The organism is Sphingobacterium corticis, from assembly GCF_042684745.1.
Lineage (GTDB): Bacteria > Bacteroidota > Bacteroidia > Sphingobacteriales > Sphingobacteriaceae > Sphingobacterium > Sphingobacterium corticis.
Window position 1 is genome coordinate 63,089 of record NZ_JBHUMA010000004.1, and the last position, 26,108, is coordinate 89,196.

The 26,108-nt window shown below is 41.4% G+C and carries 25 protein-coding genes; 18 read left to right on the top strand and 7 right to left on the bottom strand.

Annotation, left to right across the window (positions count from 1 at the left end):
- The first annotated feature begins 69 nt into the window (after positions 1 to 69).
- The 6 genes from ACFSQ3_RS01365 (at position 70) to yidC (ending at position 8,088) form a co-directional block, all read left to right on the top strand.
- Complete coding sequence (locus tag ACFSQ3_RS01365) at positions 70 to 1,545, top strand: LUD domain-containing protein (protein ID WP_380866837.1); 1,476 nt, start codon at positions 70 to 72, stop codon at positions 1,543 to 1,545.
- Between the two features lie 40 nt (positions 1,546 to 1,585).
- Complete coding sequence (locus tag ACFSQ3_RS01370) at positions 1,586 to 2,209, top strand: 7-carboxy-7-deazaguanine synthase QueE (RefSeq protein ID WP_380866839.1); 624 nt, start codon at positions 1,586 to 1,588, stop codon at positions 2,207 to 2,209.
- Positions 2,210 to 2,346: 137 nt separating this feature from the next.
- Entirely contained in the window at positions 2,347 to 3,432 is a 1,086-nt protein-coding gene (locus ACFSQ3_RS01375; RefSeq protein WP_380866840.1) for a carbohydrate-binding family 9-like protein, read from the top strand.
- Positions 3,425 to 4,495: a family 10 glycosylhydrolase gene (locus ACFSQ3_RS01380; protein ID WP_380866842.1), complete on the top strand. Its 1,071-nt coding sequence runs from the start codon at positions 3,425 to 3,427 to the stop codon at positions 4,493 to 4,495. The genes ACFSQ3_RS01375 and ACFSQ3_RS01380 overlap by 8 nt, the downstream gene beginning before the upstream one ends.
- 143 nt (positions 4,496 to 4,638) lie before the next feature.
- On the top strand, positions 4,639 to 6,255 hold the full coding sequence (locus ACFSQ3_RS01385) for a CTP synthase (protein WP_380866844.1): 1,617 nt from the start codon (positions 4,639 to 4,641) through the stop codon (positions 6,253 to 6,255).
- A 30-nt stretch (positions 6,256 to 6,285) separates the two neighbouring features.
- Entirely contained in the window at positions 6,286 to 8,088 is a 1,803-nt protein-coding gene (gene yidC / locus ACFSQ3_RS01390; protein WP_380866846.1) for a membrane protein insertase YidC, read from the top strand.
- An 89-nt stretch (positions 8,089 to 8,177) separates the two neighbouring features.
- On the opposite strand, the gene ACFSQ3_RS01395 is transcribed toward yidC, so the two are convergent.
- Together ACFSQ3_RS01395 and ACFSQ3_RS01400 are read right to left on the bottom strand one after the other, a co-directional pair.
- Positions 8,178 to 8,966 (bottom strand): M48 family metallopeptidase, encoded by a 789-nt coding sequence (locus ACFSQ3_RS01395; RefSeq protein WP_380866847.1) that lies wholly within the window; start codon positions 8,964 to 8,966, stop codon positions 8,178 to 8,180.
- Between the two features lie 105 nt (positions 8,967 to 9,071).
- Positions 9,072 to 10,400 (bottom strand): acyl-CoA dehydrogenase family protein, encoded by a 1,329-nt coding sequence (locus ACFSQ3_RS01400; RefSeq protein WP_380866848.1) that lies wholly within the window; start codon positions 10,398 to 10,400, stop codon positions 9,072 to 9,074.
- Positions 10,401 to 10,664: 264 nt separating this feature from the next.
- Here ACFSQ3_RS01400 and ACFSQ3_RS01405 point away from each other — a divergent pair, with 264 nt between their 5' ends.
- From ACFSQ3_RS01405 to ACFSQ3_RS01415, 3 genes are all read left to right on the top strand, one after another.
- The gene (locus ACFSQ3_RS01405; RefSeq protein ID WP_380866849.1) at positions 10,665 to 10,859 is read left to right on the top strand and encodes a PG1828 family lipoprotein; all 195 of its coding nucleotides are present in this window, start codon (positions 10,665 to 10,667) and stop codon (positions 10,857 to 10,859) included.
- A gap of 122 nt (positions 10,860 to 10,981) precedes the next feature.
- Positions 10,982 to 12,346 carry an adenylosuccinate lyase gene (gene purB / locus ACFSQ3_RS01410; protein WP_380866851.1) on the top strand — a complete coding sequence of 455 codons (1,365 nt, stop codon included), beginning with the start codon at positions 10,982 to 10,984 and terminating at the stop codon, positions 12,344 to 12,346.
- A gap of 57 nt (positions 12,347 to 12,403) precedes the next feature.
- Complete coding sequence (locus ACFSQ3_RS01415; RefSeq protein ID WP_380866852.1) at positions 12,404 to 12,958, top strand: NifU family protein; 555 nt, start codon at positions 12,404 to 12,406, stop codon at positions 12,956 to 12,958.
- 106 nt (positions 12,959 to 13,064) lie between these two features.
- Here the strand turns inward: ACFSQ3_RS01415 and ACFSQ3_RS01420 are convergent, their stop codons facing one another.
- A complete protein-coding gene (locus tag ACFSQ3_RS01420; protein ID WP_380866853.1) occupies positions 13,065 to 13,871 on the bottom strand; it encodes a hypothetical protein in 807 nt (268 codons plus the stop codon).
- A 139-nt stretch (positions 13,872 to 14,010) separates the two neighbouring features.
- Here ACFSQ3_RS01420 and ACFSQ3_RS01425 point away from each other — a divergent pair, with 139 nt between their 5' ends.
- The 6 genes from ACFSQ3_RS01425 to ACFSQ3_RS01450 are packed head-to-tail and all read left to right on the top strand — an operon-like array spanning position 14,011 to position 18,898.
- On the top strand, positions 14,011 to 14,859 hold the full coding sequence (locus tag ACFSQ3_RS01425; protein WP_380866855.1) for a transketolase: 849 nt from the start codon (positions 14,011 to 14,013) through the stop codon (positions 14,857 to 14,859).
- A 58-nt stretch (positions 14,860 to 14,917) separates the two neighbouring features.
- Positions 14,918 to 15,871 carry a transketolase family protein gene (locus ACFSQ3_RS01430; RefSeq protein WP_380866856.1) on the top strand — a complete coding sequence of 318 codons (954 nt, stop codon included), beginning with the start codon at positions 14,918 to 14,920 and terminating at the stop codon, positions 15,869 to 15,871.
- Positions 15,872 to 15,874: 3 nt separating this feature from the next.
- Positions 15,875 to 16,420 carry an RNA polymerase sigma factor gene (locus ACFSQ3_RS01435; RefSeq protein WP_380866858.1) on the top strand — a complete coding sequence of 182 codons (546 nt, stop codon included), beginning with the start codon at positions 15,875 to 15,877 and terminating at the stop codon, positions 16,418 to 16,420.
- Between the two features lie 34 nt (positions 16,421 to 16,454).
- Positions 16,455 to 17,243, top strand: a complete 789-nt coding sequence (locus ACFSQ3_RS01440) for a hypothetical protein (RefSeq protein ID WP_380866860.1) — start codon at positions 16,455 to 16,457, stop codon at positions 17,241 to 17,243.
- Positions 17,243 to 17,656 (top strand): hypothetical protein, encoded by a 414-nt coding sequence (locus ACFSQ3_RS01445; protein ID WP_380866862.1) that lies wholly within the window; start codon positions 17,243 to 17,245, stop codon positions 17,654 to 17,656. The genes ACFSQ3_RS01440 and ACFSQ3_RS01445 overlap by 1 nt, the downstream gene beginning before the upstream one ends.
- Positions 17,657 to 17,707: 51 nt before the next feature.
- The gene (locus tag ACFSQ3_RS01450; RefSeq protein WP_380866863.1) at positions 17,708 to 18,898 is read left to right on the top strand and encodes an aspartate aminotransferase family protein; all 1,191 of its coding nucleotides are present in this window, start codon (positions 17,708 to 17,710) and stop codon (positions 18,896 to 18,898) included.
- On the opposite strand, the gene ACFSQ3_RS01455 is transcribed toward ACFSQ3_RS01450, so the two are convergent.
- Positions 18,895 to 19,923 (bottom strand): endonuclease/exonuclease/phosphatase family protein, encoded by a 1,029-nt coding sequence (locus ACFSQ3_RS01455; protein WP_380866864.1) that lies wholly within the window; start codon positions 19,921 to 19,923, stop codon positions 18,895 to 18,897. The two genes, ACFSQ3_RS01450 and ACFSQ3_RS01455, sit on opposite strands and share 4 nt — an antisense overlap.
- A gap of 159 nt (positions 19,924 to 20,082) precedes the next feature.
- Here ACFSQ3_RS01455 and ACFSQ3_RS01460 point away from each other — a divergent pair, with 159 nt between their 5' ends.
- Genes ACFSQ3_RS01460 through ACFSQ3_RS01470 form a run of 3 tightly spaced genes read left to right on the top strand, consistent with a single transcriptional unit; the run spans position 20,083 to position 23,436 of the window.
- Positions 20,083 to 21,261, top strand: coding sequence for a glycosyltransferase family 4 protein (locus ACFSQ3_RS01460; RefSeq protein ID WP_380866865.1), 1,179 nt, complete (start codon positions 20,083 to 20,085; stop codon positions 21,259 to 21,261).
- On the top strand, positions 21,240 to 22,256 hold the full coding sequence (locus tag ACFSQ3_RS01465; protein WP_380866867.1) for a lysylphosphatidylglycerol synthase transmembrane domain-containing protein: 1,017 nt from the start codon (positions 21,240 to 21,242) through the stop codon (positions 22,254 to 22,256). The genes ACFSQ3_RS01460 and ACFSQ3_RS01465 overlap by 22 nt, the downstream gene beginning before the upstream one ends.
- Positions 22,240 to 23,436, top strand: a complete 1,197-nt coding sequence (locus tag ACFSQ3_RS01470; RefSeq protein ID WP_380866868.1) for a glycosyltransferase family 4 protein — start codon at positions 22,240 to 22,242, stop codon at positions 23,434 to 23,436. Before ACFSQ3_RS01465 ends, ACFSQ3_RS01470 begins: the two co-directional genes overlap by 17 nt.
- Before the next feature lie 33 nt (positions 23,437 to 23,469).
- Here ACFSQ3_RS01470 and ACFSQ3_RS01475 read toward each other — a convergent pair whose 3' ends face one another.
- From ACFSQ3_RS01475 to proS, 3 genes are all read right to left on the bottom strand, one after another.
- Positions 23,470 to 23,730: a hypothetical protein gene (locus ACFSQ3_RS01475; protein WP_380866870.1), complete on the bottom strand. Its 261-nt coding sequence runs from the start codon at positions 23,728 to 23,730 to the stop codon at positions 23,470 to 23,472.
- A gap of 98 nt (positions 23,731 to 23,828) precedes the next feature.
- A complete protein-coding gene (locus ACFSQ3_RS01480; RefSeq protein ID WP_380866871.1) occupies positions 23,829 to 24,614 on the bottom strand; it encodes an NAD-dependent epimerase/dehydratase family protein in 786 nt (261 codons plus the stop codon).
- Between the two features lie 20 nt (positions 24,615 to 24,634).
- Complete coding sequence (proS, locus tag ACFSQ3_RS01485) at positions 24,635 to 26,107, bottom strand: proline--tRNA ligase (protein WP_380866872.1); 1,473 nt, start codon at positions 26,105 to 26,107, stop codon at positions 24,635 to 24,637.
- Position 26,108 lies beyond the last annotated feature (1 nt).

Consider the following 26,108-nt stretch of genomic DNA (forward strand, 5'->3'; position numbering starts at 1 on the left):
CCCATAAGAAAAGTTGGCAAGAAGATTGCCAACTTTTCTGTGATTTAACCCCAACTCGAATATCCACACATGCCAAAAACGAAGGAAGAAGAATTTTGGAAAGCTTGCGAAGCTAGCGCCGCGAATCCGGACAGCCAAGCTACGCTCCAATCGCATATTGGAAATTATCAAGAAGTTTTTCAGCATTCCTCCGCTCGTTTTAGAAATTTGACCAATGCAAAAAGGAAAGCGCATCTGATCAAATGGAAAGCTATCGAAAATCTTGATCGCTATTTGGTGGATTTTGAAGCAAACTTTACGCGTGCTGGCGGAAAAGTAATTTGGGCGAACGATGCAGCCGAAGCATTGGAAGAACTCCACAAACTACTTCTATCCTACCAACCGGATGCCGTGATGAGCAATCATGCCATGATTCATGAAGAAATTGGGCTGCCGGATTATCTTGCAAAATCCCGCTATCGTGATGAGCAAACGGATTTCGGTCGACATATTACGGCGCTTGCCGGCAAAAAGCCAACGCACGTTATCCAGCCAGCGATTGATTTGGATGAGGAAAAAGCTTGGGCTTTGTGGACTGCAAAACATCCGCAACCTAAAGCAAGCGAGCAAATCATAGAGCAGAAAGCCGATGCTGATGATGTTGAAAGCAAATCGACGGAAGTTATCGAAACCGTAAGCGATGAAAGCAAAAGCTTCACTGCGCAAATGCTTGAGCAGTTTCGCGAAATTCAGCGTGAACGCGTAAAGCTCAATTCTGTGTTGATATCTGGTGCTGACTATTTAACCGCGGATAGCGGTAGCGTCGTGATCAACGAAAGTGAAGGAAACGAACGCTTGCACCAAGCATTTTGCCCTCACCATATCGTATTCGCCGGAATCGATAAAATTCTTCCTTCCATTCTTGATCTGGATTTATTTATTCCTTTGGGAACTTTACACGATCAGGGACAGCATATCCAAACATATCACACGATATTGAGCGGCGGAAGAAAAGGCCGAGAAACCGATGGACCGGAGCAGATGGTGCTGATTTTAGTTGATAATGGAAGGTCAAATTTATTAGCAAAAACAGAACAGCGCCAAGCTTTATATTGGATGGAATGCGGCGCTAGTAGTAACGCTTGTGACATATATGGCGCGGTTGGTGGCGAAGCGTACCAAAACGTTTATCCCGGACCAATGGGCGCAGTGTTTGCTCCGCACATAAACAAGGAGGATAACTTTACATTTCTAGATCATGCGGCGAGCTTTAAAAATCAAGACCGACCAAGTCCGCTGGATATTGATATCAATCGTTTGTTACTAAAAAACCGACACGATCGCATAGCAGAATCTGAAAGCGCTAATAATCCACCACGCTTATGGCGCTGGTACTCCAAACTGGCTCGCAATCGAAAATACTTGGATTTCTTCGGGAAAGGCGTAAAAAATATGCTTATTAAATTCTTCTTCCAAAAACCTTGGGGCGAACAACGTGCTTTACCACGTGTGCCGGACAAGTCCTTTTCTACCCAATGGCGCACGAAACAGAAAGACAACGATTAAGTAAATAATCTGTACCTTTGCCTTTCTTAATAAAAACCGCATGTCACGACAAGTTCCAGAAGACGGCACCGAGCTTCCATTAATGGAAGAATTTTACACCATTCAAGGCGAAGGCTACCACACCGGTAAGGCCGCATATTTTATTCGCTTAGGAGGTTGTGATGTGGGATGTCATTGGTGCGATGTGAAAGAAAGCTGGGACGCGAGCGTTCATCCATTGACGCACGTCGAAACAATTGTTGATCATGCCGATATCCATCCCGCAAAAACCGTTGTTGTTACTGGTGGAGAGCCATTAATATATAATCTAGAACCCCTAACAAAAAGCCTGCAAGATCGCGGTATTCGTACATTCATGGAAACTTCCGGCGCCTATCCACTGAGTGGGAATTGGGACTGGATCTGCTTGTCGCCGAAGAAGTTTAAAGCTCCTCGAAAAGATGTCCTCGACGCAGCAGGCGAATTGAAAGTGATCATTTTCAATAAAAGTGATTTCAAATGGGCGGAGGAGCATGCTGCAATGGTCGGATCGAATTGTAAATTGTACTTGCAACCCGAATGGTCAAAAGCAACAGAAATGACGCCATTGATTATAGATTACGTGATGAACAATCCAAAATGGGAAATCTCATTACAAACCCATAAGTACCTGAATATCCCTTAATCGTTTACACGATTTTTTCCTGAAATATCTTTTCGCAGAACCTGTCCTCATCACAGCGTTGTTACCATTCTATGCTCACATTTTTTCACTATTTGTTGCGAATTTTCCTTAATATTGAGCTGCCCTATTAATAATTTATGAATTTGCTAAAACGTTTTTTGCCGTGTTTGCTCTGCGTCGCTTCTGCATCTGCACAAAGCACGATGGATGAAGTCGATCGACTGCAATCTGAACCCAAGATTTATCCGGTCTACAAAATAAATAGTCCATTGGAAATTGATGGTCGAGATCAAGATCAAGCTTGGGCAAACATTCCTTGGTCGGATGCATTTGTCGATATCGAAGGATTACAAAAACCGAAACCTAAATACAACACACGGTTCAAGATGGCGTACGATGATGATCATTTGTATATCTACGCGAACATGGAGGAACCACACGTTTGGGGAGATATTACCAAATATGATGAAATCATCTTCCACAATAATGATTTTGAGGTTTTCATGAAGCCAGATGTGCATCAGGATCACTATTATGAGCTCGAAATAAATCCGCTAAACACCATTTTCGATTTGGCCATGCCGAAACCTTATCGCTTTGGTGGGAACGCATTAATACATTGGGACATCAAAGGTTTGAAATCTGCGGTTCATGTTTCCGGAACACTAAATGATCCCACAGATGTTGATCAATTTTGGGGATTGGAAATAGCGATTCCATTTTCCGCTTTACATAGTTTCGGAACAGGTCGTACCCCAAAAGATAAAGCACATTGGTTATTTAATTTCTCGCGTGTGCAATGGCAACATGAAATCAAAGACGACATCTACAAGCGCAAGGAGCAAAATGGAAAATTACTTCCAGAAGATAACTGGGTTTGGTCGCCAATTGGATTGATCAACATGCACTATCCGGAACGCTGGGGATACATTCAATTTTTGAAACAACAAGCAACCCCTTCCCTACCTAAATACCACGATATAAAACGGTTAGGATGGAATATCCATTACCTTCAACAGGTTTATAAGAAGAAGCAAGGAAAATACGCTCCGCAACTTATACAGCTTACCGATTACGATAAATACACAGCAGCAAAAGATCAATTTGAGCTAACGTACGATCGTACAAAAGATGGAACGGCATATTTGCTTCGCATCAAAGACCGGAAAAACAATAGTACATTTACGATCGACCACGCTGGAAATCATACATACCATGAATAAAAGAAATTTCATAAAAGCATCCCTTCTCGGAATGGCTGCACTCCAACTTCCGAAGCTTTCCATCGCGGAAGCGAAGGTTACGCCGCTTACATTCGATTACTGGATGTGGATAAGACCGAATAAAGACGACAATGATGCAACATTAAAAAAGCGTTATCAATCGTACCGCGACGCGGGTGTTCGCGGTTTGCTTTTCGAAGATTATAGCAAAAGGCACTTTCAAGTTGCCAAAGAGCTTGGCATGGAAACGCACCGTTGGATGTGGACGATGAACCGGGGCGAGAAAGAATTATTGGAAAAGCATCCGGAATACTATGCGGTAAGCCGCTCAGGAAAATCTTGCGCCGATCAACCAGCTTATGTGGATTATTACCGATTTCTTTGCCCATCTCATCCCGATGTTCCTAAATATTTGGAAGAAAAAGCCAGAGAACAACTGGAAAAGCAAGATGTGGACGGTTTGCACTTGGATTATATTCGCTATCCTGACGTTATCCTGCCTACCAATCTTTGGCAAAACTACAATCTAGATCAATCTTCTGAATTAGCGGATTACGATTTCTGTTATAGCAAATTCACGAAGGCGGCCTTCTTGGAAGAAACCGGCATTGATATCGATAAGGTGGAGCGTCCGGAGCAGAGTCCGTCTTGGCGCGCATTCCGCTACGAACAAATCAACCGTGTGGTAAATCGCATCGCGAAAGTTTCAAAAGAATATGAAAAACCGTTGACGGCGGCTGTATTTCCAACGCCGGATCTAGCGCGTCGCATGGTTCGACAAGATTGGGCAAACTGGGATTTGGATGCGGTATTTCCGATGATTTATCATGGTTTCTATCAAGAACCCGTGTATTGGGTTGGACAAGCCGTTAAGGAAGGCGTACAAACATTAAACAAGAAGTTTCCGCTTTACGCCGGATTGTATATGCCGGATTTCAAGGACAGCACAGAATTGCAAGAAGCCATTAAACTGGCAAAAACCAATGGCGCGGCAGGAGTTTCTCTCTTCGGCGAACGCGAATTTGATCAGGAAACAATCAAATTACTCCGCTCATTACGCTAACTTACTGAGGCCGAACTCCGCGGTAGCTATATTCAATTTTAGCTCCAAAGAACAAAAAAAATGCTATCTTTGTATCCCGTACAAAAGACAGATATTCCATTGCTAAAAGGCAGTGGAGTATCGCTCAAAATCCTTCAAATACTATGAGTAAATACATCTTTGTTACGGGCGGCGTAACTTCGTCATTAGGCAAAGGCATCATTGCGGCCTCGTTGGCAAAACTTCTCCAAGCACGCGGTTTAAAAGTTACCATCCAAAAATTCGACCCTTACATTAACATTGATCCAGGAACATTGAATCCTTACGAACATGGCGAATGTTACGTAACGGAAGATGGTGCAGAAACCGATTTGGATTTGGGGCATTACGAGCGTTTTCTAAACGTTCCAACCTCGCAAGCCAACAACGTAACTACCGGACGTATTTACCAACATGTTATTCAACAAGAGCGCGAAGGCGCTTATTTGGGGAAAACGGTACAAGTTGTTCCACATATTACCGATGAAATCAAGCGACGTATGCAATTGCTGGGACAATCCGGCGAATACGATATCGTGATCACCGAGCTTGGTGGTACCGTGGGTGATATCGAATCATTGCCATTTATCGAAGCTGTTCGTCAATTGCGTTGGGAATTGGGTAGCAGCAATTCATTAGTGATTCACTTGACGTTAATCCCATATTTAGCGGCAGCGGGTGAATTAAAAACAAAACCGACGCAGCACTCGGTCAAAACATTATTGGAGTATGGTATTCAGCCCGATATTTTAGTTTGCCGTACCGAGCATAAATTAACACAAGATATCCGTAAGAAATTGGCGTTGTTCTGCAATGTGAATATCAATGCAGTAATCGAATCCATCGATGCATCGACGATTTACGACGTACCATTGTTAATGTTGAAAGAGCAATTGGATAAAACGGTTCTTTCAAAACTCAAACTTTCGACAAAAACAGAACCGGATCTAGAAAACTGGAAGACGTTTTTAGGAAAGCTTAAAAATCCTACTAACGAAGTAAACATCGGTTTGGTGGGCAAATACATCGAGTTACCAGATGCTTATAAATCCATCGCCGAAGCATTTATCCATGCTGGATCGGCCAACGAAACAAAAGTTAAAGTAAAATCTATCGCAGCGGAAAGCATTGATGCAGAAAATGTAGCCGACAAATTGAAAGGTTTGGATGGTGTATTGGTAGCACCAGGATTTGGCGCGCGCGGATTGGAAGGAAAATTAGAAGCGATTAAGTTTGTACGCGAAAATCAAATTCCTTTCTTCGGCATTTGTTTAGGCATGCAATGTTCGGTTATTGAATTTGCGCGCAACGTACTTTCATTGAGCGGAGCAAATAGTTTCGAGATGGATGAATCCACCAAATATCCAGTTATCAATTTGATGGAAGAACAAAAAACCATCAAAAATATGGGCGGAACAATGCGTTTGGGCGCTTACGACTGTGATTTAAAGAAAGGAACACGGGCTTATTCCATTTATGGAAAAGCCAAAATTACCGAACGCCACCGCCACCGCTACGAGTTCAACAACGAATATTTGGCGCAGTTTGAGGAAGCTGGCATGATCGCTTCGGGGAAAAATCCGAAAACTGGACTAGTAGAAATTGTGGAATTAAAAGACCATCCTTTCTATGTGGCCGGACAATTTCACCCAGAATTAAAATCAACGGTAGCAAATCCTCACCCACTTTTTGTTAGTTTTGTAGCCGCTGCGCTTACGCATAAGAAAGCTGCGAATAAATAAACATCCAAAAAAGAGAGAAAATAAGTTAAAATGGATAGAAATAATATCATTGGGCTGGTCTTGATCTTCATCATCTTCGCCGGTTCATTTTGGTTGATGAAGCCTTCCGAGCAAGAGATTCAGGCAGAGAAAGCACGTCAAGATTCTACAGAACGCGTTGAAAAAGGTTTGTCGCCAATTAAAGATTCGTTGCAACAAATCGTAGAGTCAAACGAAGTAGATTCTGCAAAATTGAACGAACCATTCGGAGCGAGCAGCTTTGGCGAGGAAGAACTTATCAAATTAGAGAACGATAAAATCATCGCTACCGTTTCTACAAAAGGCGGACGTATCAAATCCGTCGAATTAAAAGGACAGCAAAATTTCGATGGTAATCCATTGATCTTGTTCGATGGAGATCACAATACGTTCGGACTAGAATTCAATGTTCCGGGAAAAGCTGTTAACACAAACGATTTGTATTTCAAATCGCAAGGTGGTGACAACAGCGCATTAACAATGCGTTTGAACTACTCGGACAACCAATACATCGACTACATTTATTCCTTAGAAAAAGACAGCTACAATGTTGGTTTGACCATCGAAACGAAAGGAATTCAAAATGCGTTGGATGTAAAATCGAAAAACATCTTGTTGAATTGGGAAACCATTTTAACACAAAAAGAGAAAAATATTTCTGGAGAGCGCGATAAATCATCGATCTACTACCGCGATGTAGAAGGAAATATCGACAACTTGTCGGAAAGTAAAGATGATGATGAAACGGTAGAACAACCGGTAAATTGGATCGCGTTTAAGCAACACTACTTTTCCAACATTTTATCGAGCAAAGAAGGTTTTAACAACGTAAACCTAACGGCGCGCGCTGGCACGAGTGACAATATCGTCAAGTTATATAAAGCGAAAGCGGAATTATCGAACAACGGTAAAGATCAAAGCTACAACCTCAATTTCTTCTTCGGACCGAATCAATACAACACCTTGAAAGCCGAAGGAAATGACTACAACAAGATCATCAACATGGGTTGGGGACCAATTAGCTGGATCAACCGTTTCATCACAGTTCCAATCTTTGATTTCTTGGACGGGTTTGCGTTATCTTACGGAATTGTAATCTTGATTTTAACCGTTCTATTGAAAGGCGCAATGTTCCCGCTTACCTACAAATCGTACCTTTCCATGGCGAAAATGCGTGTTTTAAAACCGCAATTGGACGAAATCAAAGCGAAGGTTGGTGAAGATAATCCCATGTTATTACAGCAAGAACAAATGAAGTTGTACAAGCAAGCGGGTGTAAATCCTTTGGGCGGATGTCTGCCTTTAGTATTGCAAATGCCATTTACCCTTGCCTTCTTCTTCTTCTTCCCCAACCTATTCGAGCTACGTGGCGAATCGTTCTTATGGGTGAAAGATTTATCGACCTACGATTCAGCAATTTCCTTTGCACCGATCGCCTTCGGGATCGACCACATTTCTTTGATGTGTGTATTAATGACCATCACGACATTGTTAACGACTTGGTATAACAATACCACTTCTGGAGCGAGTGCCGTAGGTCAAATGAAATACATCGGTTACATTATGCCGTTGATGTTTTTCTTCTTGTTAAACAACTTCCCTGCAGGTTTGAATTACTACTACCTATTAGCAGCAGTATTTACCTTCTTGACACAAGTAATCATCCGTCAATTCATCGACGATGATAAAATCTTGGAGAAGATTGAAGCTTTCAAGAAGAAACCACAGGCAGAAAAGAAACCAAATAGTTTCCAAAAACGCATGGAAGATATGATGCGCCAACAACAGGCTGCGCAGCAAAAAAAGAATAAGTAATTGCACTTATTCGTAAAACGAAAAGCTCGGAAAATTTCCGAGCTTTTCTGTTTTTATAGTGTGTTATCAATGGTGTTTTCCGGTAAATTTTATTGAGCGGGTTTCTCAAAGCCATCTTTTGTAGCTTTCTTCGCCATCTCATCTACGCGTTTTTGCGTATCCGGGTGAGAAGAGAAAAGCTTCTTGGTTACTCCGCCTTCTGAAGCACCGCCAGACAATTCAACCAAATGCTCAAAAGCCATCGACATATACCAAGGATTCACGTCGTTTTTCTTCAAAAACTCATATCCATAATCATCAGCCGCACTTTCTTGCTTGCGCGAGAAGCTCATGTTTGCCACTTGTTCGCCCAATTCGCCCAATTGCGAATTCGATAAAGCGCCTGCTGTTCCACCTTGCGAAGAAACGCCTTCTTTCAAAGCCGATGTCATTAAAGCTGATTTGAACGCATCACGAGAATCCGTGTTTTTCACATGTCCAATTTCATGACCAATTACGCCCAAAACTTCGTTGTCGCTCATACTTTCCATCAATCCCGCACAAACGCGAACGCTTCCATCTGCACAAGCAAAGGCATTCACATCTCTTACCAAATAAACTTTGTAGTTCAAGTTTAAGCCATCATAATTCTGCAAGTTTGCAGTCAGATTTTTTAAGCGAATTGCTAACTCGTCATCATCCGGTGCGACAGGATTATTTTCGTCCATCCATTCGATATATTCTTTCGTATACGCAATAACGTCCTCATTACTTAAGGTTACCGCCTTTACAGCCTTCGCAGCCGCTCCAATCGATTTACCGTTCAGCTTAATTTGACCAATAGAGGCCGAACTAATCATCAGCGCAGAAGCGCTCAACAAAATGTGCTTGAATTTCATAGTAGTGTATTTTCAGAAAAATAGGTTGTTTAACAATTTTTCTTTTAACAAATATAATACCAGCTGATTTGACGAGCTGGTATCACCTATGAAACCTATTAATTTCTAAACAAAAGCACTGAAGCCCGTAATACTGCGCCCGACGATCAGCGAATTAATCTCTTTTGTTCCTTCGTACGAATAAATTGCTTCGGCATCCGCTAAAAAGCGAGCTACATTGTATTCCAACAAAATTCCGTTACCTCCCATTACCTCGCGCGCTCTGGAAACAATATCGCGTGTGCGCAACGTACAGAATACTTTCGCCAATGAAGCGTGCTCATCCTTTAACAATCCTTCATCTTGCATTTCGGAAAGACGGAAAGTCAGCGTCTGCATGGCGGTTAAGTTGGACAACATTTCGACCAAATGATTCTGAATTAATTGGAATGAAGCGATCGGTTTCCCAAATTGCTCGCGCTTCAACGTATAATCCAACGCGTTCTCATACGCACCACGTGCGCAACCTACAGCCATCCATGCTACCCCCGCCCGCGTCATTTGAAGTACCTTCGCGGTATCGCGGAAGCTGTTTGCATTTTGCAAACGATCGCTTTCCGGCACGAGGCAGTCCGTCAACGTTATTAGGCCGTTTTGCACAATACGCAAAGCCATTTTGCCTTTTATTTTTTCGACAGCAAATCCCGGATTTTCCTTCTTGACAATAAAACCTTTGACCTGTCCGTCGTCTAAATCGCGTGCCCAAATAATCGTGATATCGGAAAACGTAGAATTACCAATCCATTTCTTTTGTCCATTCAGCACCCAACCTTCGGGCGTTCGTTTACAAGTGGTTGTTAATCCTCCGGCAGTTCCCGACCCTACCTCCGGCTCAGTCAAGCCAAATGCGCCAATGGTTTTTAATTGTTGCATTTTCGGCAACCATTCTTGCTTCTGCTCTTCTGAGCCACATAAATAAATCGAGCCCATTGCCAAACCGCTTTGTACGCCCAAAAAGGTAGCTATGGATGGGTCAATTCGGCCAAATTCACTAGCAATAATACCATCCATCAAGGAAGTTCCACCAGCACACCCGTAACCGTCATACACGTAACCGCAAACATTTAGTTCGGCCAGTTTAGGAATGATTTCAAACGGAAAGTCATCATGCAACCAGTAGTTATTGACAATAGGTTTGATTTCAGTTTCTAAAAAAGTACGTACTTTCATTTTCAGCGCTTGATCTTCTGGCGAAAGCTTCTGTTCTACGGCATAGAAGTCAGCGTTAATGGGTGGCGATTCCTTCTTCTTTTTAGATCCAGTCAGCATTTTCATGGCCATTTTCAACTGATTCTCGTCCATTTTGGAAACTGCACCAATTACTTCGCCAAGGTCGACTTTTTTAGAAAGTTTCTCCAATTCGTTGAAGTCAATCGACTTCGCGAATTTCATCATATTTTTTATCTTACTTATCATCAGCAAATTCGTGTATATATGCGTTTAACATTTCGAACTATAAATAGTTTTTAAAATACAATGGCAAATAAAAGGCACATTTGTACAAACAATATTATTTATTTTTGAGTTTATCTAATTGAAAAACAACATAATAGGATAATTTCTAAAAATTTATATATTTTTTGGGTTACCTAAACATGATGTGAGGTATTAAGGATTAAATAAACAAATTTGTTTTAATTAAATAGAAAACTAGTAAAAATGAAAAACTTATTCAAATTCGGATTTTTAGGTCTAGCTTTAACTGTAGGTTTCGCAGCTTGTAACAACTCTGCAGAAAAAACTGAAGAAACTGCTGACACTACTTTGTTGATCGAAGACGAAGTTGTAACTGACACTACTGCTGTAGTTACTGATACTACTGTTACTACAGATACTATCGAGAACGTTCAATAATTCGAATCAAAATCGAAATACTTCAAAGACCCATTTTTTGGGTCTTTGTTGTTTTATATCGCCTAAATAACACTTGATGAACTTGGGGCAATTTTGTATTTTTGACTTCCAAATAGTTTATCATGACATTATCTCCATTAACTGCTGTCACTCCTATCGATGGCAGATATTATAATACTACAAACGAGCTTTCCGCCTACTTTTCTGAATTCGCGCTAATCAAATACCGTGTTTTGGTGGAAGTAGAGTATTTTATTGCGCTAAGCGAATCAGGCATTCCACAAATGCAACATTTGGATGGAAGCTTAAATGACAAGTTGCGCGACATTTACAGAAACTTCAGCCTAGAAGATGCGCAGTGGATAAAGGATACGGAGAAAGTTACCAACCACGATGTTAAAGCAGTTGAGTACTTTTTGAAGCATAAATTCGAAATCTTGGGATTGCATGATTCTTTGGAATTCATTCACTTCGGATTAACTTCTCAAGACATCAACAACACCGCGATTCCTTATTCTTGGAAAGTTGCTTTGGAAGCGTCCTATTTACCAACTGTTCAGGAATTAGTCAACGAGCTAAAAACCATGGCTATGGAATGGCAAGCGATTCCGATGTTGGCGCGCACACACGGCCAACCTGCTTCTCCTACCACATTAGGAAAAGAGATTTGGGTGTTCGTAGAACGATTGGAAAAACAATTGGAACTGTTGGCTCAAGTTCCGCATGCTGCCAAATTTGGCGGTGCAACTGGAAATTTCAATGCACACACGGTGGCGTATCCTGCACAAAACTGGGTAGATTTCGGAAACAAATTTGTTGAAGAAAACTTAGGTTTGACGCGCTCACAAACGACTACGCAAATTGAGCATTACGATAACTTTGCTGCAAGTTGCGATGCGCTAAAACGTATCAACAACATCCTGATTGATCTTTGCCGTGATATCTGGTCATATATCTCAATCGACTATTTCAAACAAAAAATTACGGCAGGACAAATTGGTTCTTCGGCGATGCCACACAAGGTGAATCCGATCGATTTTGAAAACGCGGAAGGAAACTTAGGTATTGCGAATGCGCTTTTCGAACATTTGGCAGCAAAATTACCGATCTCTAGATTGCAACGCGATTTAACCGATTCGACGGTTTTGCGTAACATCGGCGTACCTTTTGGCCATACGTTAATCGCCTTAAAATCGACGCTACGCGGATTGCGTAAGCTAATTTTAAATAAAGATGCTTTGGCGAAAGATTTGGAAAATAATTGGGCAGTTGTTGCGGAAGCTATTCAAACGATCTTGCGCCGCGAAGGTTATCCGAAGCCATACGAAGCTTTGAAAGATTTGACGCGTACGAACACACATATTACCGAAGAAACTATTCGTGAATTCGTTCAGAATCTGAATGTTTCGGAAGAAGTTAAAGCAGAACTTATTGCGATATCGCCAAGCAACTACGTGGGTGTGAAAGCGGTAGGTTTTACGGATTAATGACGCGCATCAAATACACATGATGTATATTTGCAACATTTACTATTCGAAATTAACATGGCTACAATAAACGTATATACAGAAACTACACCTAATCCGGCAACGATGAAGTTTTTGGTCAATAAATTGTTGATCAACGGCAGTGTCGATTTTCCAGATCAAGAGAAAGCGCAAGCTTCTCCTTTCGCAAGAGAGTTATTCAAATTCAACTTCGTGAATGGCGTTTTCTTCGCAAGTAACTTTGTAACAGTTACCAAAACGGATGATGCGGAATGGAGCGATATCGAAGCGCTTCTGAAAGATTTCGTAAAAGGTGCTGTAGAATCAGAATTAAAGGTACAAGAAGTGGTTGCCGATGATTCAGTTTCGTTCGAAGGAACAGAAACGGAAGTGAAAATTCAGCAAGTTTTGCATGATTACGTTCGTCCGGCGGTGGAGCAAGATGGTGGAGCGATCGCTTACAAATCTTTCGAAAATGGTGTAGTGACGGTTGAATTGCGCGGATCATGTAGTGGTTGTCCATCTTCCACAATCACATTAAAATCCGGCATCGAAGGTTTATTGAAACGTATGGTTCCTGATGTTGAGGAAGTTGTTGCAGAAGCGATGTAGTTTTTAATTAAAAAGCTAAAATTAAAAAGTAAAAAACGAAGGCACTATGTTTTTCATGGTGCCTTCGTTTTTTTTCACAACAATTTCCGTAGCCGACAAATCAGATTTACATGTATTTCTCGAACCAAACTCCGATTTTTTCCTTCACATCCTCGTCCAAACCTTCGTAAATTGATTGATAGATCTTGAAGTCATCTTTCGATCCGATGCGCGCATAAAGTATGTAAGGAACAAATGGGCGATGCAATTGCTTTTTTAAAAAATCCACCTCTGCATGTAACATCGTCGCTTTTACTACCGGGTCCCAAGATTGTTCCAACTGCTTCTGCAATACCTTCGACTGCTCGAAATCTCCGCTATCATTGGCGGCATATTGCTTCGCTTTAATCTTTTCTTTCGATTCCCTATTTAGCTTGCTATAACCCGTTCCAATTTGTAAAAACTTCTCAAAAAGCTGCGCATTTTCCCGATCGGATTCCGCGATCAAGCCAAATTCTCCGTTTTCATTCAGCAAATGTATTTCCAAATCTTCTTGCGAAAGGTTATCTGAGGTGCCAAGTTTAATTTGCTGCTTGGATTTATGATCCAACCAAATCGCTTTCGACAACACGTGCTTCGGCGTCACCTGGGTTTGAAATTGCGAACGTTCTTTTATTTCTTGTGGTTTCAACTGATGTCGGTTCCACGAAAATTCCAACAAATAAATACCTTGTTGAACATGTTGAGCATTCAACGAAAAATCGGACGGCACAACTGTATCCACCAACAACTCCTTCCCCGTCATGATATTTACCAATTTCACTTCCGTCAAAGAATCTATAGGCAAACTTCCTTGGATTTTAACGCCGTCATTTCGGCAGGAAGCCAATATCAAAAGCAAAATCAGCGCAATAGCATGCAAGTTTTTATCCATCAGCGGTTAGTCAGTTTAATATACACGAAGCTACAATAATTTTATCTGTATCAGGAAAGCTTTCGTTTTTCACATTTCATCGAACTACTCCATTGGAAATTCATTAACTTTAGGCAAATTTGATAAAACCTGATACACAATGAGTGCAGATATTACTAAGTTAGAGCAGATCGCATCCCAAGTTAGGCGCGATATCGTACGTATGGTTCACGCTTGCCAATCGGGCCACCCGGGCGGATCATTAGGCTGTACCGATTATTTTGTCGCTTTATATTTCAGTGCGATGAAGCACGATCCAGCTTTCAACTTCAACGCGGAAGGCGAAGATTTATTCTTCCTTTCAAACGGGCACATTTCGCCTGTATTTTATAGTACATTGGCGCGCGCCGGATATTTCCCGGCAGCCGAATTAGCTACATTTCGTCAGATTGACTCTCGTTTACAAGGTCACCCAACTACGCATGAGCACCTTCCAGGAATCCGTGTTGCGTCGGGTTCTTTGGGTCAAGGACTTTCCGTTGCTATCGGAGCTGCACAAGCGAAAAAATTAAACAAAGATTCGCAGTTGGTGTACGTGTTAATGGGCGACGGTGAATTGCAAGAAGGCCAAGTTTGGGAGGCAGCCATGTATGCGCCGCATAATAAAATGGATAACATTATTGCTGCAGTAGATTACAACGGTGCGCAAATCGATGGTGCAACGAAAGATGTATTATCATTGGGCGATCTTCGCGCGAAATGGGAAGCATTCGGTTGGGATGTTTTGGATATTGAAAAAGGAAATGATATGCGCGCAATCCTAGAAGGATTGGATGAAGCAAAATCGCGTACCGGAAAAGGAAAACCTGTGATGATCTTGTTGCATACCGGAATGGGTTATGGTGTAGATTTTATGATGGGATCGCACAAATGGCATGGCGTTGCTCCAAATGATGAGCAATTAGCTTCTGCTTTGGCGCAAAATCTGGAAACTTTAGGCGATTACTAAGATCCACGATCGCATTTAGTTTTTGCATTATTATACATTTTCGAACAGCTTTAAAGACATGAAAAAATACACCTATACAGAATCAAAAGATACACGTTCCGGTTTCGGCGCAGGCTTATTAGAAGCAGGTAGAAGAAACGAAAACGTTGTTGCATTATGTGCCGATCTTATTGGTTCATTAAAGATGAATGACTTCATCAAAGAATTTCCAGAACGTTTTTTCCAAATTGGCATCGCGGAAGCGAACATGATGGGCATTGCAGCGGGATTGACCATTGGCGATAAAATTCCATTTACCGGAACTTTCGCAAACTTCTCTACCGGCCGTGTTTACGACCAAATCCGTCAATCCATCGCTTACTCCGGTAAGAACGTAAAAATATGTGCTTCACACGCTGGCTTAACTTTAGGCGAAGATGGTGCAACCCACCAAATTTTGGAAGATATCGGTTTGATGAAAATGCTTCCGGGCATGACAGTGATCAACACCTGTGATTTCAACCAAACAAAAGCAGCAACCTTAGCGTTAGTAGATCACGTAGGACCTGCATATCTGCGATTCGGACGTCCTGTCGTTCCAAACTTCACTCCAGCAGATCAAGAATTTGTGATTGGTAAAGCGGTCATGTTGAATGAAGGAACTGACGTAACAATCGTGGCAACGGGGCATCTAGTTTGGGAAGCTATCCAAGCTGGTGAGGAATTGGAAAAATTGGGCATTTCAGCAGAAATTATCAATATCCATACTATCAAACCTTTGGATGAAGACGCAATTTTAGCATCGGTTTCCAAAACAAAATGTGTGGTTACCGCGGAAGAGCACAATCGTTTAGGCGGTTTAGGAGATAGCGTTGCCCAAGTTTTAGCAAGGAAGCTACCTGCGCCACAGGAATACGTAGCAGTGGACGACAGCTTCGGAGAATCCGGCAAACCGGAAGATTTGATGGCGAAATACGGATTAAACGCCGCATCAATCGTTGAAGCTGCTCGTAAAGTAATAACGCGTAAATAATATATGGAAGACGCTCTGATTATATCCAAGTTTGCAAACGAAAGTACACGCGAGGAGGCATTCAACCTTCTGGTAAAAAAATATCAGCAAAAAATTTATTGGCATGTGCGCCGTATGGTTATCGATCATGACGACGCAGATGATGTCGTTCAGGATGTTTTTGTGAAGGTTTGGCGGAACTTGGAAAAATTCAGAGAAGATTCTCAATTATATACTTGGTTGTATCGCATAGCGACCAATGAGTGTATTACATTCTTAAATAAGAAGAAGCAAAAACAAAATGTATCATTGGACGAAGAAGATTCTTCATATTTGTCCGATACCTTGACCGCTTCTTCTTATTTCAATGGAGATGTTGCACAGATGAAATTGCAACAAGCGTTATTAAAGCTTCCGGAAAAGCAACGATTGGTTTTCAACATGAAATACTTTGAAGATTTGAAGTATGAAGAGATTTCCGAGATTGTCGGTACGAGTGTGGGTGCACTAAAAGCATCCTACCATTTGGCAGTAAAGAAAATAGAACTTTTTTTTCGATCGAATGATTAAACCTTTTCGATAAGGTTCAATCTATAGAAATACTATGAAGGAAACGCGCACATACGATGAGGATTTAGGAAGCCAAGAATTCCCTAATTTTCGGAGCGGAAATCCTTTCACTGTTCCTGCCAATTACTTCGAAGAATCAGCATCTTATTTACTTAGTATCACAAAATTGGAGCCAATTTTATCAAAGGCATCTGAAAACGCTTTTGGCGTTCCTTCTGGTTACTTTGATGAGTTGCACGAGCAAGTGATTAACCGCGTGAAATTAGCGCAAGTTTTGCCTGAAGATCAAGCCGACGGTTTTTCCGTTCCGGAGAATTATTTCGACAACAGCGCGGAGCAAATTGTTCAGCTTGCCAAGCTTTCTAATCGCTTGGGAGATGCAAAGGATACAGAAGATAATGGTTTTTCGGTTACTCCGAATTATTTCGAAACGTTGAGCGCTCGGATTTTAGAAAAAATCAAGGAAGAAGATCTAATCGGAGAAAATCAGCAAGAAAAACAATCAACGAAAGTGGTTTATCTTTCTAGATGGACGCGCTATGTTGCGGCAGCATGTATATTATTCGTACTTTCTATCGCTGCTTATATTGGTTTAAATAATGGAGAACGTGCTTTGCCTCAGCAAGCAATAGCAGAAACCTCACTGGACGCAGTTTCTGACGAGGAACTTGTCGCTTATTTAGCGTCAAGTCAGGACGATAACGATCTGGCGTATTTCGCTGAATACTGTTGCGACGAAGATGAACATGAACATGCTGATGAGAAAAAATGTTCGAAATTGGAAGATAAAGAATTGGAAGCGTATATAAATCATATGTTGTAATGATCCGATTGAAAACTGTTTTATTAATCATTTGTACCGTCTTTGGTGTTACTTCATTTGCGAACGCGCAAAATGATGATCGTTTTGAGAAAATCGAAATGCAAAAAGTGGCTTATGTAACTAAACATCTTCACTTAACCACATCGGAGGCGCAACGATTCTTCCCAATCTACAACCAATACAGCGAAAGTATTCGTGCCGTTCGATCAGCAAAAGCAAAATTGAATTCCGGCCAAGGAAAGCAAAGTGATGATCTCATCGAATTTGATGCGAAAGAAGTCGACATAAAGAAACAATACAGAACAAAATTTGCCGAAGTTATTGGCGCAGCCCGAGCTTCCCAGTTTTTTATGGTAGAGCAGGAATTTAGGGAAATGCTTTACAAAGAATGGCAAAGCAGACAAAATAGATAGAAAGAAGCTTCAAAGCTTCTTTCTTTGTTTTCGGGCATGTAACTTTGCAGCATGATCAGCAACAGAGAACTTTTTCTTCGTAATACCGCACAAACTTCTGGATCACCTCGACTTATTGAGGTAGAAAGAGCCGAAGGTGTGTTTCTATATGGACCGCAAGGTCAGCAATACATGGATTTAGTTTCCGGATTCAACGTTAGCAATATTGGCCATCGCCATCCGAAAGTTATTCAGGCGATTCAACATCAACTGGAAAAATACTTGCACGTAACCGTTTACGGAGAATTTGTTCAAGCACCGCAGGTGCAGTTTGCTACGCAATTGTTGGCTTGTCTACCGGATTCATTTGGTTCGGTTTACCTGACCAACTCAGGTGCAGAATCCGTAGAAGGCGCCATGAAATTGGCCAAAAAATATACGGGCCGTCGGCAAATTATTGCGGCACGCAAAGCTTATCATGGAAGCACGCAAGGCGCATTAAGTTTGATTGGCAATGAAGCGTATCATGAAGCATACGCTCCGCTCCTACCGGAAATTTCTTTCATCGATTTTGGTGAAGAAAACGATCTTTCGCTAATAACTGAAGAAACCGCAGCAGTAATTATCGAGCCTATTCAAGGCGAAGCGGGCATCCGAGTTCCAAGCAAAGATTATATGAAAGCGCTGCGCAAGCGATGTAACGAAACGAAAACCTTGCTCTTATTTGATGAAATTCAAACGGGATTTGGACGCACCGGAAAATTATTTGCTTTCGAACATTTCGACATCGTTCCCGATGTGCTGATTTTAGCCAAAGGAATCGGTGGCGGAATGCCTTTAGGATCGTTCGTCGCACCAAAACACATGATGGACGTATTCAAAGATAATCCTATGCTGGGTCATATTACCACATTTGGAGGACATCCGGTAAGTTGCGCAGCTGCATTAGCTTCGCTAGAAGTAATTCAAGAGGAAAAATTGGTGGAATCTGTAGAAAGAAAAGCTGCTCGGTTTAGAAATCATTTGAATCTTCCTCAAATTAAAGAAATTCGCGGATTGGGTTTGATGATGTGTTTGCAATTGGATAACTTCGATCAAGTTTATGCTGTTAGCACATACTGTGCTCAAAAAGGCGTGATGATTGATTGGTTTTTACATTGCGAAACCGCACTTCGATTGGCTCCTCCACTGACAATCAGTGACGAAGAAATTGATGCTGCTTGCGTTGTCATAAAAGAAGCTATTCAAGAAATCTGCGACTAACGCGCATTTTCGGTTTCATCGATTAACTCCCAATCAAGCTTTAACGAAATAGCGAGGTGATCACTTAAGTGATCACCCGTTTCTGTTGAAAACAAATCATCTTCGATGGCATAAGCTCCGGGCGATAACCGCACACCTTTCCCGTGTCGATAAAGAATTTTATCGATTGATTCCATTTCGTCCGTTAGCTCCAGCTTATGCGGAATCATAAAATCAGCGAAAGGCTGCGGAATTTTTCCTTTTAAAAAGATATCTACCCAAGGATCGATCAAACCAGTTTGCTTTTTAAAATCATGCATATTATCACCAACAAATGTGTAATGTGCATTAAAATCTCCCATTACTATAACCGCATTCCCTTCAGAATGCGTCTTGATGTAAGCGGCCAATTGTTGCATGTTATTGCTTCGAGCTTGTAGCGCTGCCTTGCTAATATGCGAAGTTGCGTGCATATTATAGACGTCTATAAACACATCTTTTGCAATTTGCACGCACATATAAGCAAAACCTTTTGGCGTCAGGCAATCAGAACCGTTACAATGATCCCAAGGAATACGTCGGACTTCCAAAATAGGATATTTTGAAAGCGTATTTAATCCGTCGCCAAAAGGAACTTTACCTTTGGTAACTGTACGAAAACGATGCTGATTAAAATGGTACAAATCGGCATTGTAATTAAAATCTTCTTGCACGTTTACCAGATCAAAACGATCCATCTTATGACCGATGCTGCGAATACTTTCCGCTCGAGGTGTCTTTGCACTCGAAATCAATTCGGGCAAACCGGCGATATTATACGTCAGTAGGTTTAATGTACCGGAACGACTTTCTGTTAATTCGTAATCGCTCTCAAAAATGTAATTGCTTCTTGCTGTTGCTCTTTTGAAGTTGAACATATACCATAAAACAATAGCAATAACGGATATCATGACGATTAATAAGCGCCATCGTTCAACGGGGATAAATAGGTTAGTCCAAGCCATAACTTGTGTGGTCTTTTCTACCAACAAATTAAACATATTCATGTGACGTCTTTAAGAATTTACTGTTAACATTTTATTTAGCTACTTCTATTGACTGATTAACAAATAATCTTCAAAAATGGTTCGTTGACAAAATCGTAATATTCTGGAAATATAAGCTTGACATACTGAAACTATATTTACAGATATATATAGATCGTCATGATAAAAGTTGCTTTGTTTGCCGAAATTATGATAAAGGATTTTGATGGTGCTGCTCGCACGCTTTTCCAATTAATTGATCGTATAGATACAGAACAATTTGAATACGCTTTCGTTTACGGAAACGGCCCAGAAAAGTTCAGAAATTATCAATCGCTAAAAACGCCCAGATTGCGTTTACCGGTAAATGAAGATTATTCGCTGGCTTTGCCAGCACTTACAAAGCAACGATTGTACACACAATTAGATGAGTTTGCGCCAGACGTGATCCATATTACAACACCGTCTGCTTTGGGGTTTTTCGCACTAAAATATGCACAGAAAAGAAATCTTCCGGTAATCAGCATTTACCATACGCATTTTCTGGCCTACATTCCCTATTATTTTCAAAAATTATCGTTTTTGGTAAAACCTGTTTCGAACTGGATGTCGTCCGCTATGCAACGGTTTTACAACAGTTGCGATATGATATACACACCGACACCTAGCATGATTGAGAACCTGCAGAAAATCGGTATTAAAAAGCAACTATTAACTTTATGGCAGCGCGGCATCAATCTGCAACTTTTCAACCCGACAAACAGAGATCCAAACTATTTACCTAAGAGAACTGGAAATAATAGAAAAAATATTTTATTTGCCAGCCGTTTAGTTTGGGAAAAAAACGTAAAAATGCTTATCCAGCTTTCTGAATTAATAGAAGAGCAGGATTTGCAATACAATCTCATTATCGTGGGCGATGGTACAGCACGAAAAGAGATGGAAAAGCACATGCCGAACGCCTATTTTTTTGGAAAGCAGGATCACCAAACGTTGGCAACGCTTTACGCTTCGAGCGATGTTTTTGTTTTCCCATCGATTTCAGAAACCTACGGAAACGTGGTAACGGAAGCGATGGCTTCTGGATTACCGTGTGTAATTGCGGACGGCGGAGGAAGCGCGGATTTGGTGAAGCATGGCTACAATGGGTATAAATGCGATCCGCAAAATCCGTTCGAGTACCTACATTACCTCCAAAAGATTCTAGAAAATACGTCTGTTTACGCGTTGTTACGAAAGAATGCTTTAGAAACCGTAACTCCGTTAGATTGGGATCGATTGGCGGAACGATACTTTGCTGACGTGGTTCAGTTATCGACTCGTACAAACACAAACAAGTGGATCGGAGAAGCAAGTTGATACGTTGGTTCAAGCTATTTATTCTTGTAGCAGTTTGCGTCAGCATTGGTCTATTTTGCTATCAAACCAATTTCCGTGCTGTTGCTAGCACCCTGAAACAGGTTGGAGCCAAAGCATTACTAGTTTTCCCACTAACCGCGTTTGCTTATCTACTCGGCACGCTTTCTTGGCGAGTATTTTTGGGGAAACAAAAGAACAAATTGGGATTATTAAAACTATTTTTCGTTCGACAAATCGGTGAAACGATTGGCTTATTTAATCCTACGAGCATTGTTGGTGGCGATCTTACCAAAATATATTACTTGCGCGATGTTGGCGTGGATGAATCCGTCGCCAAAAACTCGGTCATTTCATCGCGCATCACAATGGTTTTATCCCAAATCTTACTGGCCAATATCGCCGTGATTTGGTTGCTGGCGAATAGTTTACGACAACCTTGGCCAACCGCACTATTCTATACGTTATCAATTCTAGCAATCTCATTCATATTCGTTCAATTTGGCCTTTTTTATTGGCTAAATCGATCCGACAGCAGTTCTAATATCGCAGCACAACAAAACGAGAAACAAACTATTTTCGCCCTTTGGAAAATTCGGTTAAAACAGATATTAAACGATATCAAATCCGACTTTCAATCCGACAAACGAGCGTTCTTCCTGTCATATATTTTATCAGCATTTCATTGGATTTTTGGCAGCTTAGAATTTTATCTAATCCTCCATTTTTTAGGAATTGATATCACGCTTATGCATAGCATCTTGCTGGACATGGGGGTAATATTAGTAAAGAGCGTCGGCGCATTTATTCCTGGTCAAATTGGCATCGAGGAATTGGGTAATAAGCTCGTATTGTTATCGATCGGAATATCCGCCACGTCGATATGGATCAGCGTTTCGCTGTTGAGAAGATTCCGGCAATTGATTTGGACGGCCATCGCGTTGATCGCTTATTTGTTCCTTCCTAAACAAAACAGATCGTATGCCTTTTCTAAATAAACCATCCTTTCTATTTGTAAGCCACAAATATCCTCCCGCAACTGGCGGAATGGAAAAGCAAAGTTATGAACTTATTGAGCACATGAAATTGCTTGCTGTCGTGCACATGATCGTATTCGATGGTTCGGAATCCATTATATCATTTTTTAGGAAGCTTAATAAGCGTATTCTCGATCAGCTACGAGATTATCCAGAAATCGAAATGATCCACTTCAATGATGGGCTGATTGCAACCTTATCGCTTTATCATAAAGGTTACGAACATATTGCCAAAACCGTGACCGTTCACGGGTTAGATGTTGTGTTTCCTTTGCGTTATTTCCAAAAAAAGATTCTGCCAAGATTTAATCGCTTTGACAAAATTATCGCGGTTAGTTCCGCTACAGCAGAAGCGATTCGAGCGCGTGGCATAGAGCCTGAGCGGGTGACGGTGGTTCCGAATGGGATTGATCATGATTGGGCCAAGGAAACAGATCAATACGACATGACGGATTTGGCTCGTCGACATCCATTCCCCAAGGGAAAAGAATATTTGGTTTTACTCGGTAGGCCGGTAAAACGAAAGGGATTTTCCTGGTTTTTGAAAGAAGTTATGCCGAAGCTTGATCCAAAATACCATTTATTGATTGTTGGGCCGTATGAAGAAAATAGGAGTGCAAAAGAATGGATTCTAAGTTTACTTCCGAAAAAAATCAATCATCTTCTTGCCTTATTTCTGGGCCATCCTTCTGATCAAGATACGCTCAGAAGATTACTGCATCAACCTAAATATGCAAATTGCGCCACGCATTTGGGGAAACTGTCGCATGGAGAATTACAAAGCTTGCTTGGGCACGCAAAAGCATTTCTAATGCCAAATATTAGCGTATTTGGAGATATGGAAGGTTTTGGATTAGTTTGCTTAGAAGCGAGCAGCCGGGGTGCGCTGATTTTTGCTTCGGCGCTGGAAGGGATCAACGATGCCATTCAACACGAAAAAAATGGATTTCTGCTTCCTTCTGAAAATTCGGAAGGATGGATAGAGACCTTAAATAATTTGAACTTTTCGAAAGAGGAAGAAAATCAATGGAGAAAATCTTTCCAAGATTATACCCTGCAAAACTTTAGCTGGCGAAAAATGGCAGCTTCCTACTTCAGTATTTTCCAATCGCTAAATAAACAAAAAGCTCCTGATTGTTAGATCAAGAGCTTTTAAATATTATCGAAATATCGCTTACTTGTTCTTTCCGAAACCTAAAATTTCGAAAACTATTTTAAATGCGATGATAGAAGCTACAATGATAGCGATGTTGGCAATCCAAGAGAACAAGGATGCGAACTGATCCAATGACACGATTACATCAGGAACAAAACGGATAAAAACTCCGATTAATCCGATAACAACCGCAACAGTTAATGTTACATAGTATTCGGTACGATTCGCGTTGTTGTTCGTCGTCTTAGCTGGTCTTTCAAACACGGTTGTATTTTCCATAAATTATTGTGTGCTATTAAATACGTCACAAATGTACAAAAGTCTTGACCTGATTGAAAATTAATTTTAAAATATCGCGAAGCGCGAAATATTGGGTACTAAAAGTGGATAGGATTCGGATAAACAAAGGTGTAATTCAATTCCCTCGTCAATTTATTTCCGTCAACCACTTTATCATAACTTCGCTCGGAAGTAAAAGCTGTCGGCAGATCAAAACCGTATTTATGCGCGGAAGCGCGAACGACTAGTTCTTTCTTAGGATGTTCTGGACAAACCACATTGTACAATCGTTCTGACAAGTTATGTGTTAAACTTAACCAAATCAGCTTCACCACATCATCAACATGAATAAAATTAGCCGACTGTTCGCCGCTGGGGCAAACTCGTCCAGCAAAATATTTGGCAAAAATACGTTGTTTTCCAAACAGGCCACCTAATCGAAAAATCACCGTATTCGCTAATGACTGCATCGCATTTTCCGCTTGCAACAACTCTGCACTCATCGTATCGTATTGCGTGTACGATTCATCGAAGTTGCGCGTTTCTTCGGGATAAATTCCGATCGAACTTAAGTAAACATGCTTTCCATAATCCAGTTTGCTGAGTATGTTCGCCACTTGATCGAAACGCTTTTGGATGTGATCAACAGTTAGCTTTTTGGAAGCAGGGATGCTATTGAGAACGAAATCAAAGCGCTCCTTTTCAAACGGGAAAGAAGCGCTTTGATCAAAATTATATACTTCCGCGCGTAAACCTTTCGCTCGCAAGCGAAGGGCTTTCTCTTCAGAAGTTACCGTAGCATAAATCTCCACATCATATTGTTGAACCCATTCGGCGAAAGATTCGCCGACCCATCCACAACCTAATATCAATAATTTACGCATTGGCTTTCATTGTATATTACCTAATATGCTTTCGCAAATAAAACGCGGTGCGTCGAAGGCTTACCTGTGAAAATACAAGTTCCCGCTTCTTCTTTTGCATCCAATGGAATGCAACGGATCGTTGCCTTCGTTTCTTCTTTCACCCGCTTTTCGGTTTCCACCGTTCCATCCCAATGGCACGAAACAAATCCACCTTTGCTTTCTAACACTTCCTTAAACTCATCGTAGCTATTCACCTCCGTGGTATGTTCTGTACGATAAGAAAGTGCTTTTTGGTAAATGGTATTTTGGATTTCATCCAACAATTGCACCACGTGCGTTGCCAAACCTTCCTGAGAAACCGTTTCTTTGGTTTGGTTATCGCGACGAGCCAATTCCACCGTACCATTTTGCATATCGCGTGAACCCAGAGCAATGCGCAATGGCACACCTTTCAATTCCCATTCCGCAAATTTGAATCCTGGACGTTGCGTGTCTCGATCATCATATTTAACCGTTACGTCGACAGCTTTCAACTCCTTCATCAAATTATCCACGTAATTATCGATCGCTTGCTTCTCCTCTTCTGTACGGAAAATCGGCACAATAACCACCTGAATAGGTGCCAATTTTGGCGGCAACACCAAACCTTGATCGTCGGAATGCGCCATAATAAGTGCCCCCATCAGCCTTGTCGAAACTCCCCACGAGGTTGCCCAAACGTGTTCCAATTTACCTTCTTTCGACGTAAACTTCACATCAAAGGCTTTCGCGAAATTCTGTCCCAAGAAATGGGAAGTTCCTGCTTGTAAAGCTTTACCATCTTGCATTAATGCTTCAATACAATACGTATCTACCGCTCCCGCAAAACGTTCGTTTTCCGTTTTACGTCCGCGCACAACCGGCAAACCCAAGGTACCTTCTACAAATTCCGCATATACTTCTAACATACGCTCCGCTTCTTCAATCGCTTCTTGTTCTGTCGCGTGCGCGGTATGCCCTTCCTGCCATAAAAATTCTGCTGTGCGCAGGAACAAGCGTGTGCGCATTTCCCAACGAACCACATTCGCCCATTGGTTTACCAAAATAGGTAGATCGCGATACGATTCAATCCATCCTCTATATGTATTCCAAATAATGGTTTCTGAAGTTGGGCGAACAATCAATTCTTCTTCCAACTTCGCGTCCTCGTCCACCACAATCTGTCCCGTTCCATCATTTTTCAGTCGATAATGCGTTACCACCGCGCATTCGGTAGCAAAACCTTCCACGTGTGAAGCTTCTTTCGAGAAAAAAGACTTAGGTATAAACAAGGGGAAATAAGCATTCGAATGTCCTGTTTCTTTAAAACGCTTATCCAAAATCGCCTGCATACGCTCCCAAATACCGTAGCCATAAGGCTTGATGACCATGCATCCGCGCACGGCTGAGTGTTCTGCTAAATCGGCTTTGACTACCAAGTCGTTGTACCACTGCGAATAATCTTCGCTTCTGCTGGTGATGCCCTTGCTCATA

Coding starts and splice junctions, on each gene's coding strand:
- ACFSQ3_RS01440 (WP_380866860.1), top strand. CDS start 16,455: ATGAAGGAAACGCGCACATACGATGAGGATTTAGGAAGCCAAGAATTC.
- ACFSQ3_RS01375 (WP_380866840.1), top strand. CDS start 2,347: ATGAATTTGCTAAAACGTTTTTTGCCGTGTTTGCTCTGCGTCGCTTCT.
- purB (WP_380866851.1), top strand. CDS start 10,982: ATGACATTATCTCCATTAACTGCTGTCACTCCTATCGATGGCAGATAT.
- ACFSQ3_RS01395 (WP_380866847.1), bottom strand. CDS start 8,966: ATGAAATTCAAGCACATTTTGTTGAGCGCTTCTGCGCTGATGATTAGT.
- yidC (WP_380866846.1), top strand. CDS start 6,286: ATGGATAGAAATAATATCATTGGGCTGGTCTTGATCTTCATCATCTTC.
- ACFSQ3_RS01435 (WP_380866858.1), top strand. CDS start 15,875: ATGGAAGACGCTCTGATTATATCCAAGTTTGCAAACGAAAGTACACGC.
- ACFSQ3_RS01405 (WP_380866849.1), top strand. CDS start 10,665: ATGAAAAACTTATTCAAATTCGGATTTTTAGGTCTAGCTTTAACTGTA.
- ACFSQ3_RS01470 (WP_380866868.1), top strand. CDS start 22,240: ATGCCTTTTCTAAATAAACCATCCTTTCTATTTGTAAGCCACAAATAT.
- ACFSQ3_RS01455 (WP_380866864.1), bottom strand. CDS start 19,923: ATGAATATGTTTAATTTGTTGGTAGAAAAGACCACACAAGTTATGGCT.
- ACFSQ3_RS01370 (WP_380866839.1), top strand. CDS start 1,586: ATGTCACGACAAGTTCCAGAAGACGGCACCGAGCTTCCATTAATGGAA.
- ACFSQ3_RS01380 (WP_380866842.1), top strand. CDS start 3,425: ATGAATAAAAGAAATTTCATAAAAGCATCCCTTCTCGGAATGGCTGCA.
- proS (WP_380866872.1), bottom strand. CDS start 26,107: ATGAGCAAGGGCATCACCAGCAGAAGCGAAGATTATTCGCAGTGGTAC.
- ACFSQ3_RS01365 (WP_380866837.1), top strand. CDS start 70: ATGCCAAAAACGAAGGAAGAAGAATTTTGGAAAGCTTGCGAAGCTAGC.
- ACFSQ3_RS01450 (WP_380866863.1), top strand. CDS start 17,708: ATGATCAGCAACAGAGAACTTTTTCTTCGTAATACCGCACAAACTTCT.
- ACFSQ3_RS01445 (WP_380866862.1), top strand. CDS start 17,243: ATGATCCGATTGAAAACTGTTTTATTAATCATTTGTACCGTCTTTGGT.
- ACFSQ3_RS01415 (WP_380866852.1), top strand. CDS start 12,404: ATGGCTACAATAAACGTATATACAGAAACTACACCTAATCCGGCAACG.
- ACFSQ3_RS01425 (WP_380866855.1), top strand. CDS start 14,011: ATGAGTGCAGATATTACTAAGTTAGAGCAGATCGCATCCCAAGTTAGG.
- ACFSQ3_RS01400 (WP_380866848.1), bottom strand. CDS start 10,400: ATGATGAAATTCGCGAAGTCGATTGACTTCAACGAATTGGAGAAACTT.
- ACFSQ3_RS01480 (WP_380866871.1), bottom strand. CDS start 24,614: ATGCGTAAATTATTGATATTAGGTTGTGGATGGGTCGGCGAATCTTTC.
- ACFSQ3_RS01385 (WP_380866844.1), top strand. CDS start 4,639: ATGAGTAAATACATCTTTGTTACGGGCGGCGTAACTTCGTCATTAGGC.
- ACFSQ3_RS01430 (WP_380866856.1), top strand. CDS start 14,918: ATGAAAAAATACACCTATACAGAATCAAAAGATACACGTTCCGGTTTC.
- ACFSQ3_RS01460 (WP_380866865.1), top strand. CDS start 20,083: ATGATAAAAGTTGCTTTGTTTGCCGAAATTATGATAAAGGATTTTGAT.
- ACFSQ3_RS01475 (WP_380866870.1), bottom strand. CDS start 23,730: ATGGAAAATACAACCGTGTTTGAAAGACCAGCTAAGACGACGAACAAC.
- ACFSQ3_RS01420 (WP_380866853.1), bottom strand. CDS start 13,871: ATGGATAAAAACTTGCATGCTATTGCGCTGATTTTGCTTTTGATATTG.